13 protein-coding genes are annotated in these 13,565 nt (G+C 60.4%); 3 read left to right on the top strand and 10 right to left on the bottom strand.

Annotated features, from left to right (window positions below; genetic code table 11):
• Window positions 1–141 precede the first annotated feature (141 nt).
• Both catC and HJD22_RS00010 read right to left on the bottom strand, forming a co-directional pair.
• A complete protein-coding gene (catC, locus tag HJD22_RS00005; protein WP_208653699.1) occupies window positions 142–432 on the bottom strand; it encodes a muconolactone Delta-isomerase in 291 nt (96 codons plus the stop codon).
• Between the two features lie 24 nt (window positions 433–456).
• A complete protein-coding gene (locus tag HJD22_RS00010; RefSeq protein ID WP_208653700.1) occupies window positions 457–1,578 on the bottom strand; it encodes a muconate cycloisomerase family protein in 1,122 nt (373 codons plus the stop codon).
• A 109-nt stretch (window positions 1,579–1,687) separates the two neighbouring features.
• On the opposite strand from HJD22_RS00010, the gene HJD22_RS00015 reads away from it, so the two are divergent.
• Window positions 1,688–2,590 (top strand): LysR family transcriptional regulator, encoded by a 903-nt coding sequence (locus HJD22_RS00015; protein ID WP_208653701.1) that lies wholly within the window; start codon window positions 1,688–1,690, stop codon window positions 2,588–2,590.
• A gap of 238 nt (window positions 2,591–2,828) precedes the next feature.
• Here HJD22_RS00015 and HJD22_RS00020 read toward each other — a convergent pair whose 3' ends face one another.
• Window positions 2,829–4,283 carry an aldehyde dehydrogenase family protein gene (locus HJD22_RS00020; protein ID WP_208653702.1) on the bottom strand — a complete coding sequence of 485 codons (1,455 nt, stop codon included), beginning with the start codon at window positions 4,281–4,283 and terminating at the stop codon, window positions 2,829–2,831.
• A 118-nt stretch (window positions 4,284–4,401) separates the two neighbouring features.
• Window positions 4,402–5,511, bottom strand: coding sequence for an NAD(P)-dependent alcohol dehydrogenase (locus HJD22_RS00025; protein ID WP_248730031.1), 1,110 nt, complete (start codon window positions 5,509–5,511; stop codon window positions 4,402–4,404).
• Window positions 5,512–5,619: 108 nt separating this feature from the next.
• Here HJD22_RS00025 and HJD22_RS00030 point away from each other — a divergent pair, with 108 nt between their 5' ends.
• A complete protein-coding gene (locus HJD22_RS00030; RefSeq protein WP_208657036.1) occupies window positions 5,620–5,817 on the top strand; it encodes a hypothetical protein in 198 nt (65 codons plus the stop codon).
• Window positions 5,818–5,831: 14 nt separating this feature from the next.
• Here the strand turns inward: HJD22_RS00030 and salA are convergent, their stop codons facing one another.
• Window positions 5,832–7,136 carry a salicylate 1-monooxygenase gene (salA, locus tag HJD22_RS00035; RefSeq protein WP_208653936.1) on the bottom strand — a complete coding sequence of 435 codons (1,305 nt, stop codon included), beginning with the start codon at window positions 7,134–7,136 and terminating at the stop codon, window positions 5,832–5,834.
• Between the two features lie 206 nt (window positions 7,137–7,342).
• Between salA and HJD22_RS00040 the strand changes: the two genes are divergently transcribed.
• Window positions 7,343–8,251, top strand: coding sequence for a LysR family transcriptional regulator (locus HJD22_RS00040; RefSeq protein ID WP_208653935.1), 909 nt, complete (start codon window positions 7,343–7,345; stop codon window positions 8,249–8,251).
• A 101-nt stretch (window positions 8,252–8,352) separates the two neighbouring features.
• Here the strand turns inward: HJD22_RS00040 and pcaG are convergent, their stop codons facing one another.
• The 5 genes from pcaG to mdlC form a co-directional block, all read right to left on the bottom strand.
• A complete protein-coding gene (pcaG, locus tag HJD22_RS00045) occupies window positions 8,353–8,961 on the bottom strand; it encodes a protocatechuate 3,4-dioxygenase subunit alpha (protein ID WP_208656718.1) in 609 nt (202 codons plus the stop codon).
• A 57-nt stretch (window positions 8,962–9,018) separates the two neighbouring features.
• The gene (gene pcaH, locus HJD22_RS00050) at window positions 9,019–9,750 is read right to left on the bottom strand and encodes a protocatechuate 3,4-dioxygenase subunit beta (protein WP_208653934.1); all 732 of its coding nucleotides are present in this window, start codon (window positions 9,748–9,750) and stop codon (window positions 9,019–9,021) included.
• A gap of 128 nt (window positions 9,751–9,878) precedes the next feature.
• Window positions 9,879–10,796: a pca operon transcription factor PcaQ gene (pcaQ, locus tag HJD22_RS00055; RefSeq protein ID WP_208653933.1), complete on the bottom strand. Its 918-nt coding sequence runs from the start codon at window positions 10,794–10,796 to the stop codon at window positions 9,879–9,881.
• 65 nt (window positions 10,797–10,861) lie between these two features.
• Window positions 10,862–11,881, bottom strand: a complete 1,020-nt coding sequence (locus HJD22_RS00060) for a TRAP transporter substrate-binding protein (protein WP_208653932.1) — start codon at window positions 11,879–11,881, stop codon at window positions 10,862–10,864.
• Window positions 11,882–11,926: 45 nt separating this feature from the next.
• Complete coding sequence (mdlC, locus tag HJD22_RS00065; protein WP_208653931.1) at window positions 11,927–13,507, bottom strand: benzoylformate decarboxylase; 1,581 nt, start codon at window positions 13,505–13,507, stop codon at window positions 11,927–11,929.
• Window positions 13,508–13,565 lie beyond the last annotated feature (58 nt).

Here is a 13,565-nt window from a genome sequence, read left to right on the forward strand (position 1 = left end):
ACCCTCCTGGTCGAAACCGGCAACGCTCTTCAGGAATTCCTGCACTTCAGGGGTATCGAAAATCTTCACGGTCATGGCGATTTCCTCAATCGTTTTGTCGTTGTGTCCCGCCTGGGGCGAGAATTGGCGTGATGATGCAACTCAGGTGTCGTCCTCACGGATGGACGACGGATGGCGACACAGCGGCTTGACGCTGATCTCCATGTAGGGAAAAAGGGGCAGGTTGGAGATGATCTCCTGCAGCTCGGCGTTATCCTCGACGTCAAACACGCTGACGTTGGCGTAGCTGCCGGCGACCCGCCACAGGTGGCGCCACTTGCCGGCGCGCTGTAGCTCCTGGGAGTAGGCTTTCTCGGTCGCCTTGATCTTGGCGGCCTGCTCGGCCGGCATGTCTGGCGGCAGTTTGACGGTCATTTCCACCTGAAACAGCATGTGATGCTCCTCCTCGTTCGGGCATCAGTCCTTGCGGACGTAATGCGCCAGCTTGTCTTCATCCAAGGTGATGCCGAGCCCGGGACCTTTCGGCAGATCGACACCGAACTCGCGATAGTTGAGCGGCTGGGTGACGATGTCGTCCTTGAGCAGCAGCGGGCCGAACATCTCGGTGCCCCAGGTCATCTCGCCGAGGGTCGCCCAGGCGTGCAGCGAGGCGGCGGTGCCGATGGTCCCTTCCAGCAGGGTGCCGCCATAGAGTCCAATCCCTGCGGCCTGGGCCAGGTGGGCCAGCTCCAGCGCACCGTAGAGGCCTCCGGACTTGGCGATCTTCAGTGCATAGGCGCCGCTGAAGCCGCCCGCCGCCAGTTCGAAGCCATCGCGGGCATCCTGTACCGCCTCGTCGGCCAGCATCGGCACGTTGAAGCGGTTGGCCAGGCGGATCAGGCCATCATGCTCGCGAGCGGGAAGCGCCTGTTCGATCAAATCGATGCCGGCGTCCTGCAGGGCCTGGATGCCACGTACCGCGGTGGACTCGTCCCAAGCCTGGTTGACGTCGACGCGTACACTGGCCCGGTCACCCAAGGCTTCCTTGATGGCCGCCACGTGCTTGACGTCGTGGTCGACCGGGTTGGCACCGATCTTGAGCTTGAAGTCGCAGTGACGACGGTCACTCAGGCGCTGGAAGGCCTCGTCGATATCGCGCTGGGTATCGCCGCTGGCCAGGGTCCACAACACCGGCAAATGATCGTGGCGCGCCCCCCCCAGCAGCTCGGCGACCGGCAAGCCCAGACGCTTGCCCTGGGCATCCAGCAGCGCGGTTTCCAGCGCCGACTTGGCGATCGTGTTACCACGCGCATGGCGATTGAGTCGCGCCCTTAGGACGTTGACGTTGCTGGCCGGCTGGCCGATCAGTAGCGGCGCCAGGTAGGCATCGATATTGCGCTTGATGCTCTCGGGACTCTCAGGCCCGTAGGCCAGGCCACCGATGGTGGTACCCTCTCCCAAGCCCTCAACGCCGTCGCTGTCGCGCAGCCGCACGATGACCATGGTCTGACAGGCCATGGTGGTCATGGAGAGCTTGTGCGGGCGGATGGTCGGCAGGTCGACCAGCAGCGTGTCGATGGCGGCGATGACGGCGGACATGAGAGATGGCGCTCCAGCAATCGGTTGGCGGTGACTGAAGGGCAGTCTGATTGCGTCTGGCCTGTACAACCAATATCGTTTGAGTGCTCAGCCATACTCAGGAGGTATCATGGAGCTTCGCCACTTGCGCTACTTCTGCATCGTCGCCGAGGAGCTCAACCTCACCCGCGCAGCCGCCAAACTGCACATGGCGCAACCGCCTTTATCGCGTCAAATCAAGCAATTGGAGTCTGAATTAGGTGCCGACCTTTTTCATCGCAGCCCGCGCGGACTGCGCCTTACTGCGGCGGGTCAGTTCTTTTATGAGCATACCCTGCAGATACTGGAGAAGGTCGAGGTCACCACCGCCGCGACACGCCGCATGGCACGCAGCAAGCGCCGCCTGTTCGGCATCGGCTTCGTGCCCTCGGTGTTCTATGGCCAGCTGCCGCTGCTGGTGCGCGATTTACGACAAAAGGATGATGTCGAGCTGACCCTCGCCGAGCTGACTACCGTGCAGCAGATCCAGGCGCTCAAGGCGGGACGTATCGATATCGGCTTCGGTCGCCTGCGCATCGACGACCCCGACGTGGAGCAGGAAGTGCTGTTCGACGAGCCGCTGATGGCGGCATTGCCCAGCGACCACCCGCTGGCCAACATCCGCCCGACCCTTGCCGAGCTCGCCGACTACCCGCTGGTGCTGTTTCCGGCTAAACCACGCCCTAGCCTGGCCGACATCACCCTGGGGCTATTCCGCCGCCAGGGCCTCAAGGTCAGCGTGGCCCAGGAAGCCAACGAGCTGCAGACCGCGCTGAGCCTGGTGGCGTCGGAAATCGGTATCACTCTGGTGCCGGAGCAGGTCAAGCGCGTGCAGCGCGATGGCATCGTATTCACCTACCTCGACGACCGCAGCATCACCTCGCCGGTGATCTGCAGCCGGCGCAAAGGCGAGCAACCTTCGCCGATCATGCACCAGGCGAATGCCATCTTGGAGGTGCTGGTGGAGAATCGGCGAACGGGGCGTTATCCGTGAAGGGGCATTATCAGAGCTTCTTCAAGCTGTCGTTATAGAGTGTCTCTTTTCTAGCTTTCAATCCTTGTTAACTTTGAGATCATGAAATTTTTCACCTCATTTAAAACTCATCCCTGTTGAGTTCATTGGAAATTTCATGGCGGTGGTCGTTAGGAAGCGAAGCCTGATCATCCAGATCGGTAATGGCTGTGCATACACCGAGCAGTGGGATCAGCCGATAACCACGGCGCCTCCCTGTTTATTTAAGTAGGCGAATGGCATGATCTTCAACATACTCAGAAAGCCCCGCCTCCCCGAACTCACGCCCTATGCCGCTAAGTTTGATGCCGCCAAATGGCATTCGAAGGTCCAGGGACTCAAAGGAGTGGGTGTTGACAAAAGTGCTTCCTGCCTCGATGCGAGAGGCCAGCTTCATCCCACGCTCATGATTAGTCGTCCAGATAGACGATCCAAGGCCATAGTCAGTATCATTTGCCCACTCGACGACTTGATCCTCATTATCGTAAGGGATCACTGGAATGATAGGTCCAAACTGCTCACAGCAACTCACTTCGTCGCTATGGGACGCACCTATAACGACATGCGGGAGCACATAATAACCATCATTTTTATCTACCCCCTCTGCCAAGCGACCCAGTTCAACAACACGGGCACCCGACGCCTTGGTGGAATCAATCAGCTTGCAAACATTGCGGTATTGAGCCTCAGTTGCAAGCGGCCCGAACTTGACTCCCTCCATCAAGCCATGGCCGACCACAAATTCTTCGACCCGGCTGCATAGGGCGTCGACAAAGCGGTCATGCATCGACGCTGGCACATAAATTCTCTTGACCGCAAAGCAGATTTGCCCAGAACGTGTAAAGATACCCGGGATCATACGATCCAACGTATTTTCGATATCGGCATCGTCAAGCACAATTGCCGGATCATTTCCTCCCAATTCAAGAGTGACGTTCTTGATTGTGCCAGAGGCGCTAGCCATCACCGAACGAGCGGTTGTCGTCCCTCCCGTGAACCCAACTTTGCGTACCAGCGGATGAGTTGTCAGGGCCTCGCCTACTTCTGCATCACCATGGACAACATTGATGACACCCGGAGGAAACAGAGCCGCCATACGCTGCAAGGCAATAGTCAGCGCAGCAGACGCGAATGGCGATGGCTTGAGTACCAAAGTATTGCCAGTCGCCAACGCAGGCGCCAACTTCATCATGGTGAGAACTACCGGCATGTTCCAAGGCACTATGGCCGCCACAACCCCGCGTGGCTGTTTTTCGATACGAATTGTGCACTGTTCATCGTCGATATTGATAGGCTCAAGAAATTTCTCGGCAAGGCTAGCCGTGTGCTGTAACACTCCTTTTCCAAGAGCAAAGTCAGTCTGAGCTTCCCAAAGCAAGCCTCCATGCTCACGAACCAAAAGTGGAGCCAGTTCTTCAGCACAGTCACCGAGAACTTCACCTGCTTTCATCATAAGATCGACCCGAGTCTTTGGTTCAATCTTTCTCCATGAAAGGTAAGCTTGATGCGCTGCGTGGATGGCTCTATCAGCATCTTCGGCGGTACCCACAGCCACTTTAGCCACAACATCCGAGAGTTTTCCCGGATCTATATGGTCTCGATATTTGCTAGTCTCCACAACATCACCAGCAATTAAATGACCAATCTTCACAACATCATTTTTTACAGAAAGCATGTAAAACTCCTTAATTAGCATCAGACATCACAGTTTCGCATGCAAAAGCCGATATGCTGTGCCAGGCATTTTCAGTATCACCTAAGACAAATCACTGCCAGCATCACGTTAATATCCTCTACTTAAGCCTTACAATCGGCTTAATGACAGAGCCATCTTTAGAATCCTCGAAGCCTTTATTTATCTCATCAATAGAATAAAATTTGACAAGCTTATCAAAAGGAAATCTCCCCTGCTTCCACAGGCTCACCAAACGAGGAATAAACTCTTGAGGAATTGCGCTCCCTTGGACCACAGTTTTGAAAGTCCAGCCTTTTACAAGAGAGAGTCCTACTTCAAAGGGAACTTCTGTTCCGGGCGCCGCCGCTCCAACCATTACCAATGTTCCACGAATCCCCAATGCTTCAGCAGCTTTCTTGGTAACTTCAGGAATGGCTGTTGTATCGACAGCATACTTAACACCGTCTCCTCGCGTAATTTTTTTAATCTCCTCTACAACATCTAACCCACTGGAGTTTACTGTATGCGTGGCTCCAATTTCTCGCGCAACATTAAGCCGGGAGTCATGAATATCTACAGCAATGACTGTGGTACAGCCTGCAATCTTAGCAGCCATTATAGCCGCTGACCCTACTGCCCCAACACCAAACACCACTAGTGATGTACCCGCTTCTGGTCTAATTTCGTTAAGAACAGCACCAGCCCCAGTTTGAAAACCACATCCCAAAGGCCCCATCATTTCTAAAGGGACGTCTTTATCAATAACCACGACGCTCTCCTGCACTACATTGGCGTGCGTCGCAAATGATGACTGCCCAAAAAAGTGAGATGATATAGATTCGCCGTGACATGACAGTGATGTTGTGCCATCTCGACGCCGCCCCCCAAAGTCCTCCGCAAACAGGTTTTCGCAATATGCCATTTCCCCTGCTCTACATTGCTTGCATTTTCCACAGTATGCGGCCGATAGCACGACATGGTCGCCCACTTCAATGTTGCTTACCGTACGCCCTACTGCTGTAACGACACCGGCCCCTTCGTGGCCTAACACAGCCGGCAATGGGGTTGGATAAATACCATCTCTCACGACGGCATCAGTGTGGCAGATTCCTGTCGCCACCATTTCTACCCGAACTTCGTTATCTTGAAGAGCATCCAGCTCAAGCGTTTCGACAGAGAGAGGCGCGCCGGTATCACGGGCAACAGCTGCAGTAATTGTCATTGTCATGGGTATCGCTCCTTTCGTATTCTTCAGGAAAACATCGAATTATGGCTTAAATTACCGGCGTCAAGGTTATCGGCATTGATGACTCGGATGAAGTCACGAGGTTCGTTCGTGCGTCAAACCCTGGCGGTAGCGGCCAGCTGGCTGGCCTGGTCCTGCTCGTCTTCCTTGGCTCGCGGACGCACCCTCCTGGTCGAAACCGGCAACGCTCTTCAGGAATTCCTGCACTTCAGGGGTATCGAAAATTTTAATCGTCATTGCGTATATTCCATGGTGGGTTTTATTAGGAATAATCCTTCAGTGCTGTGAATTGCTGAAAGCTATCAGGCAAAAGCAGTGAGAGACGTAGACTCCCAGGCCAGCCGCACTTTCGCGGCGAGTACGTCATCTTGCGGATCGTGGTTCCACAGCCAGTCGAAGCGGGTCTCCAACTCGGAAGCTACTTTTTCTTCGTCATCGCCAATACCGGGGGCGCTGAGCTCATAGAGGTCCCCCGCTTCGTGGGAGGTGCGCTGTACCTTGCAGGTACGCTCATGACGAACCGCCTCGAAGGACGCCAAAACTTGCTGGGAGTTGTGCCGGGTGCAGGCTTGATCGGTGAGCAGACTAGCCAGTACGTAGGCGTCTTCTAGGGCTTGGCCGGCCCCCGCCCCTTGGTGGGGTACCATCGCATGGGCCGCATCCCCCACGATCAGCACTCGATCGCGGTGATAGCGAGGCAGTTCCGGCAGTTCATGCAGCGCCCAACGGGTAGGCTCGGGAATGCACTCCAAGATCGCCTGAGAGGCAGCGCCCCAACCCTCGAATACACCCAGCATCTCCTCTTGGCTCACAGGCTTGACCCACGCTTCGCCTTCAGGAAGCGTAGGGGTGGCGGTGGAGCGGTCTGTGATAAAAGCCACCACATTGATCAGCTCGGACTGCTTGACCGGGAAGGTCAGGATGTGGCGATCAGGACCAAGGTACATCTGCGGTACCAGAGCCAGGCGCTTGTCAGCGCCCTTGGCCGCCATGGCCGCCTCCAGCTGCTCGGTGGGAATCATCCCGCGATAGGCATAGGTGCCGCTCCACAACGGGCCGAGGTCACCGTACTGCGCCGGAGGCAGCACATGCTCCCGAGCCGCCGACTTGATGCCGTCGAAGCCAATCAGGATATCGCAGCGATGGCGGCTACCATCCTCGAAAGCCACCTCGACGCCGTCTGCATCCTGCTGGACCTCGATACAGCGCTTCCCGAACTGAGCAATCCCTTCAGGCAGGTTGGCTACGATAGCATCCAGGAAATCAGCTCGGTGCACCGAGGACTGACCGCAACCCGGCGCCAGCGAGGCAGTCAGATAGGCATCGTCATGCCAGCGACGCCACTCGAACCAGACGTCCTCGTAGGGGGGCGGGGAGGAATCGGCGATGTGGCGATATGAACGCTCCAGACCGAGCAGTTGAATAGCCCGAACGGCGTTAGGTCCGAAGGAGACACCGGCGCCAATCTCGGAAAAATGCGGTGCCGCTTCGAAAAGTTGCACATCGAGCCTCGGATCCCGAGAGAGGGCAACGGCGAAGGCCACGCCCCCAATGCCGCCGCCGATGATGCCGATAGAAAAGCGTTCTGGTTGAGGGTCGGATACCATGGTCGTGCTCCCGTGAACTGGCCGGAGGATGTGCCCTCACGCTAGGCACGCGACTTGTCGGCGACCACACAACTCCCTGCATTCACTGCATAAGCAGGGCTAATAAGATTACAAAACAATTATTTAAAGAGTTTCTCGCCTATCGACACTCGACCTATGTCCCATGTGCCGATGGGCGGGAAACACCCCAAACGGATAAGAATGCCATGATCAAACTCTCGGAGATCGACGTGAACCTGCTAGTGGTGTTCGACCTCCTCTATCAGGAGATGAACACCCAACGAGTGGCCCTCCGCCTCGGCCTCACTCAGCCCGCGGTCAGCCACTCTCTGAAGCGGTTACGCACCCTCCTTGGAGATGAACTATTCGAGCGCACCTCTCAAGGGCTGATGCCGACTCCTCTGGCCACTCGTCTCCATATTCCCGTACACCAGGCTCTCACGCAGCTACAGGAAACGCTTAACCAGGCCGAGGATTTTGAACCAACAACCAGTAACCGCACCTTCAATTTCGCCATGACCGACATCGGTGAGATCGTCTTCCTGCCCCGTCTGCTCGAGCGACTGGCCCAAGAGGCTCCAGGCATCTCGCTGAGCACGGTGCGCAATCACAACGAGAAACTGAAGCAGGAGATGGAGGAGGGCCGAATCGACCTGGCGATCGGTCTGATCCCTCAGCTCGGCGCCGGTTTCTACCAGCAGCGGCTGTTCGATCAACGCTATGTCTGCCTGATGCGCGAGGGGCACCCCTGCAGCCAAGTCTCCTTCACCCTGGAAGCGTTCCAAGCCGCTCGGCATGCAGTGGTAGTAGCCAAGGGAACGGGGCACGGCCAGGTCGAGACTTGGCTGTCCAAGGCTGGGGTGAGCCGCCCCGTGCGACTCGAAGTACCTAATTTCGCCGCCGTACCCTATCTCGTCGCCGATAGCGACTTGATCGTGACGGTGACGCACAAACTGGCCGAGGTGACCCGGGAGCGATTCGGGCTATGCATGCGTCCTCCCCCCCTGGAACTCCCTCAGGTGCCCATCAATCTTTTCTGGCATCGGCGTTTTCATCGCGACCCCGGCAACCAGTGGCTGCGCCGTCAGATTTTCGAGATGTTTGCCGAAGAGTGAGCCTCGCCCTCGTCCCCTTATGCAGTCTCGAGGTCATCCACTAGGAGAAACGCTCGGCCCCGCATTGACGAGGCCGAAAAATCCGCTGTCGTGATGACGATTCAGAAATCGAAGAATACCGTCTCGCCTTCACCCTGCAGGCGGATATCAAGACGGTAGCGTACCTTGCCGTCGGCCTCCTCGCGCTTGGCGATCAAGGTCTGTCGGCGCGCCGGCGATTCGACGCGCTTGAGTACCGGGCAGTCGGCGTTGGCCTGCGCTTCATCTTCGAAGTAGAGGCGTGTGTTGAGGTGGATGTTCACGCCACGGGCGAAGATCGTCAGGTTGATGTGCGGCGCCATGGCCTGGCCATCGGCGGTTTTGACCACGCCCGGCTTGACGGTCTTGAGCGTGAACTCGCTGCCGTGATCGAAGGTGGTAGCGGTACGCCCGAAGCTGTTGAACGGCTTGTGCAGATCGTACTCGAGCTGATACTCGCCGCGGCTGTCGGCCTGCCACGCCTCGATGAAGGCGTCGCGCACCAGGTCGCCGTTGCCGTCGATCACGGTGCCGACCACCTCGATGCGCTCACCCTCGGCGTCCGCCTTGGCCATCTCGTTCCAGATCTCCTCGTCGCGGGTCGGGTTGCCGGCGGCGGCCAGGGCCAGGCCGATGTGCACATAGGGGCCGGCGGTCTGGGAAGCGGTCTCGCGCAGGATCATCTCGCTCATGGGAACGGTGTTGGGCTGTTTCATCTTTATTCCCTCCTCACTGATTCTCGAACCCGCTTACTGGTTTTCAAAAAAGGTCTGCAGCTCGCCGCGCACCACCAGGTCGAAGCGGTAGGCCAGGCAATCCATGGAGTTGCTGCGCGCGATGTCCAGGCGACCGATCATGGTCTCGACGGCCTCGGGGTTGCGCAGCGTCTGGACGATCGGGCAGATCGGAATCAGCGGGTCGCCCTCGAAGTACATCTGGGTGATCAGGCGGGTGGAGATCGCCGGTCCCATCACCGAGACGTGGATATGCGCGGGACGCCAGCTGTTGACATCGTTGGGCCAGGGGTACGGGCCGGGCTTGATGGTGCGGAAGCGGTACCAGCCCTGCTCGTCTGTCAGGCAGCGGCCCACGCCACCGAAGTTGGGGTCGAGCGGCGCCAGGTAACTGTCGTTCTTGTGACGATAGCGGCCGCCGGCGTTGGCCTGCCACATCTCCACCAGGGTATGCGGCACGGGCTTGCCGAACTGGTCGATCACGCGGCCGAACATGATGATGCGCTCGCCGATCGGCAGGCTGACCCGCTCGGGATCGCCGCGGAAGTTGAGCAGCAGATCGTTATCGTGGGGGCCCATGCGCAAGTGGCTGAAATCCGGGCCGGTGAGCTCGGAGGCGCTGGGCTTCATCAGGCTGACCAGTGCCTGCTGAGGCGAGCGCGCCACGGTGGTCTTGTAGCCGGGAGCGTAGGCGGGGGGGTGCCAGTCACGGTCGCGCTGCACGAAGCGCTTGTTATCGTGTGTCATCGATGAGGTCTCTTGTCGCCAATAGGGAGCCTTCAGGTGCCCCGAGTGTGGCGAGTTGCCTCAGGCCCGCCAAGTGAAGAGTCGTCTATCTGGCATAACCAAATGGTTATACCTAATACGACGTTAGTCTAGCGCTCTGCGGCAACCTCGCGCAGGGACTCGCAGAAGGCCTCTAACGCCAGCGAGGGCTGCATGCTGGCGTTGGTACAGATGCCCACCGAGCCCCCCTGGGCTTCCAGTGGCAGGGAAAGCTCGACAAGCTCGCCACGCGCGAGGCCGTCGAGTGCCGCTTCGCGGGGAGCGAACCACAGCGCGTCGCTGTGCCGGGCATAGTGGAGGCTGATCGGCAGCGAGAGCGTCTCCAGCAAAGTGGTGGGCAGCGCCAGGGAGTGACGCACGCAGAAGCTGTCGACCTGTTGGCGCAGGGTGGTCTGGGGTGGTGGCAGTGCCCAGGGAAATGCCTCCATCCGTGCGGCAGCAAGCGGCGAGACGTTGGCCAGCGGGTGGCCTTTGCGCGCCACGATGACCAGCGGCTCATAATAGAGATGCTCGAAGTTGAGATCGCGGATCTCGCGAGCCTCGGTCATGCGCCCTACCACCAGATCGAGCTCCCCTGCGCGCAGCCGGGAGAGCAGGAAGGCGCTTGAGCCGGTCATCACGTTCACCCCCACGCCGGCCGCCGGCCAGGCATCCTGCCAGCGCCGAATCGATTCGGGCAGCAGCCGGCTCTCCACCGTGGAGAGCGCACCGATGCGCAGCCACTGCGCCCCCTGGTGGGCATCGCCCACCGCCATGATCCCCTCATCCAGCGCGCGAATCGCCGGCCCGGCATGACGCAGCAGTGTCAGCCCCGTCTGGGTCAGCGCCACCCCTTGCGGCATACGTTCGAACAGCGAAGTGCCCAAGGTCTCCTCGAGCTCACGAATGGTCTTGGACATGCCCGGCTGGGTAATCGCCAGGGCCTCGGCGGCGCGGGCAAAGCTGCGCCGCTTGGCGACCTCGAGAAAGGCCTGCAAGTGGCGCAGCTTGATTCTGGGATTGAGCATGGCGTTCGGTCGGCAGCGGGTTGGCTCTACCTTCGCTCATTGGCGGCCAAAACGGAACCGCTGCGCTAGCCTCGGCACTGCTCGCGCAGCGCAAGGGCGCGCTCGTACACCTCCCGGGCATTGTCGATGCCGCGTGCCTCGAGACGCGCCAGGTAGCGCTCGGTGCCCTCCCGCAATGGCGCCGACCAGGCGGGATCGTTCAGTGCATCCTCCACCTGGCGGATGGTGCCGCCCTGGGCCAGGGCCTCCTCGCGCCCCTCCCGGTCGAGCCGGTCGTAGACCTCGCCGGCACGCTGTGCCCAGGCCATGCCCGAGTGGGAATCGATCACCGCCTGCATCTCTTCGGAAAGACGCTCATAGGAGCGCCGGCTCATCACCGCCACCGCCACGCCGCTGTAGTAGGGCAGCTCGAGATGGTAGTTGGCCAGTTCGTTGATGCCGAAGACCTTCATCGCCTGCCAGGGGAAGCTCAGACCATCCATCACCCCACGCTGCAGCGAGGTATAGATATCGGGTGCCGGCATGCCCATCGGCTGGGCTCCCATGCTGGCGAGCATCTCCCCCGCCACGTCGCTGGGCCGGCGGATACGCAGGCCACGCAGGTCGTCCGGCGACTGCAGGTCGTGTTCGCGGGTATGCAGGTAGGCCGGGCCGGTGGCGAACAGATAGAGCACCTTGACGTCGTCATACTCGTGGCTGATGTGCCCTTCGTCGAACAGCGTCTGCAGGATGCAGGAGCCCTGCGGCGAGCTGCCCGAGACGCCGGGCAGCTGGACGATCTCGGAGAGCGGGAAGCGCCCCGAGGTGTAGCCCTGCATGGTGATGGCGATGTCGGAGATGCCATTGATCGCTCCTTGGTAGGCCTGGTCGGCCTTGCCGAGGGTCTCCGATGGGAAATTCTGCACATTGAGCTCGCCGCCGGAGGCCTCCTCCACGCTCTGGGCCCAGGCTTCGAAGATATCCTTGTTGTTGCTCGACCCCGCCGGCCAGAAGTGCGCCATGCGCAGGGTGGTCTCGGCCAGGGCCGAGAGGGGCAGGCTCGCTACACAGGCGGCGAGCATACAGCGAGAGATGGCGTGTTTCATGGGGGTGACCTCGTTGTCGTTATGTCATCTAGCATTGCTTGCGCTTCAGGTCTGCAGGGTGGGTACCTCGATCAGCAGCGGTCGATCACTCTCGAGGCCCTCGCGCAGGGCGGCCTCCAGGCGCTCGCGGGTATCGGCCAGTCGTGCCTCGACGCCATAGCCTTGGGCCAGGGCGCAGAAGTCCATGCCGGGCACATCGAGCCCCGGCGCGTCGTCCACCGCCATGTGACGGGCGAAGCCGCGCAGGGCACCATAGGTGCCGTTCTTGAGGATGATCAGGATCGCCGGGATACGGTACTGGGCGGCGCTCCACAGCGCAGTGATCGCATAGTTGGCCGAGCCGTCTCCGATCACCCCGATCACTTGGCGGCCGGGCTGCGCGAGCTGCACGCCGAGCGCCGCCGGCAGGCCGAAGCCGAGCCCGCCGGCGGCCGGAAAGAAGTAGCTGCCGGGATGACGCATCTCGACGCGCTCCCAGAAGATCTCCACGGTCGAAGTGGACTCCTTGACGTAGATGGCATCCTCCGGGGCCAGCGCATCGAGCGTCTCGAACACATTGGCCGGGGCCAGCATCCCCTCGCCATCCTCCACCGGACCGGGCCTCGGCGACGTCTCGGGCATCGCTCGGTCGCTCTGTGCGATCTGCGGCACCAGGGCGGCGAGCGTGGCGTGCACATCACCCACCAGGGCGTCGCCCATCGGCGCACGGGCCGCCTCGTTGGCATCGCCGGTGACGTGCACCAGGCGCGCCCCCGCCGGCAGGTAACGTCCCGGCGCATACTTGTGGTAGCGAAATACCGGTGCACCGATCACCACGATCAGGTCGTGCCCCTCGAGCTGCGCGGTGATTCCGGCGATCGCCGCCGGCAGCACGCCGCGAAAACAGGGGTGACGGTTGGGGAACGGGCAGCGCGAGGCCGAGGGCGCCACCCACACCGGCATGCGCAGCCGTTCGGCCAGCTCGACGGCAAGGGCGTTGGCACCGCGCGCATCGACCTCCGGCCCCAGCACCAATACCGGACTCGAGGCGCCGTTGAGGCGCTCGGCGAGTCGTTCGAGTTGCGCCGCTGAGGGGAGGCCAGCGTGCACGATCTCGCGCTCGATCACCAGTTCGGCATCCTCCCCGGCCTCGCGATCCCAGTCGTCATGCGGAATCGAGACATAGACCGGCCCCCGCGGCGGCAGGCTGGCGCTGTGGATCGCCTGGCTCAGCGCCCGCGGCACGTCCTCCGGGCAGGCCGGCTCATAGCTCCACTTGACCAAGGGCCTCGGCAGCTGCGGGGCATCGACATTGGCCAGCATCGATTCGACGCCGATCATCGAGCGCGCCTGCTGGCCGGCGGTGATCACCAGCGGCGAGTGGGAGTACCAGGCGTTGGTCAGCGCCCCCATGGCATTGCCGGTGCCCGCCGCGGCATGCAGGTTGACGAAGGCGGGGTGTCCCGTGGCCAGTGCATAACCGTCCGCCATACCCGCCACCACCCCCTCATGGAGGCCGAGGATGTAGCGGAAGTCCTCGGGGAACCCCTTAAGGAAAGGCAGCTCATTGGAGCCGGGGTTGCCGAAGATGGTGGTCATTCCCTGGCGGCGCAGGAGCGAATAGGTGACGGCGTGAACGCTGGCCATGCGGGTTCCTTGTGGTATCTGGTTAGCCCACACGCTAGTCGCCCCTGCTATAATCGAT

The organism is Halomonas sp. TA22 (assembly GCF_013009075.1).
In the GTDB taxonomy this organism is placed as follows: Bacteria; Pseudomonadota; Gammaproteobacteria; order Pseudomonadales; family Halomonadaceae; genus TA22.

Bases quoted from the DNA above. Each gene is read 5' to 3' on its own strand.
- catC (WP_208653699.1), bottom strand. From the start codon at position 432: ATGCTGTTTCAGGTGGAAATGACCGTCAAACTGCCGCCAGACATGCCG.
- HJD22_RS00010 (WP_208653700.1), bottom strand. From the start codon at position 1,578: ATGTCCGCCGTCATCGCCGCCATCGACACGCTGCTGGTCGACCTGCCG.
- HJD22_RS00015 (WP_208653701.1), top strand. From the start codon at position 1,688: ATGGAGCTTCGCCACTTGCGCTACTTCTGCATCGTCGCCGAGGAGCTC.
- HJD22_RS00020 (WP_208653702.1), bottom strand. From the start codon at position 4,283: ATGCTTTCTGTAAAAAATGATGTTGTGAAGATTGGTCATTTAATTGCT.
- HJD22_RS00025 (WP_248730031.1), bottom strand. From the start codon at position 5,511: ATGACAATGACAATTACTGCAGCTGTTGCCCGTGATACCGGCGCGCCT.
- salA (WP_208653936.1), bottom strand. From the start codon at position 7,136: ATGGTATCCGACCCTCAACCAGAACGCTTTTCTATCGGCATCATCGGC.
- HJD22_RS00040 (WP_208653935.1), top strand. From the start codon at position 7,343: ATGATCAAACTCTCGGAGATCGACGTGAACCTGCTAGTGGTGTTCGAC.
- pcaG (WP_208656718.1), bottom strand. From the start codon at position 8,961: ATGAGCGAGATGATCCTGCGCGAGACCGCTTCCCAGACCGCCGGCCCC.
- pcaH (WP_208653934.1), bottom strand. From the start codon at position 9,750: ATGACACACGATAACAAGCGCTTCGTGCAGCGCGACCGTGACTGGCAC.
- pcaQ (WP_208653933.1), bottom strand. From the start codon at position 10,796: ATGCTCAATCCCAGAATCAAGCTGCGCCACTTGCAGGCCTTTCTCGAG.
- HJD22_RS00060 (WP_208653932.1), bottom strand. From the start codon at position 11,881: ATGAAACACGCCATCTCTCGCTGTATGCTCGCCGCCTGTGTAGCGAGC.
- mdlC (WP_208653931.1), bottom strand. From the start codon at position 13,507: ATGGCCAGCGTTCACGCCGTCACCTATTCGCTCCTGCGCCGCCAGGGA.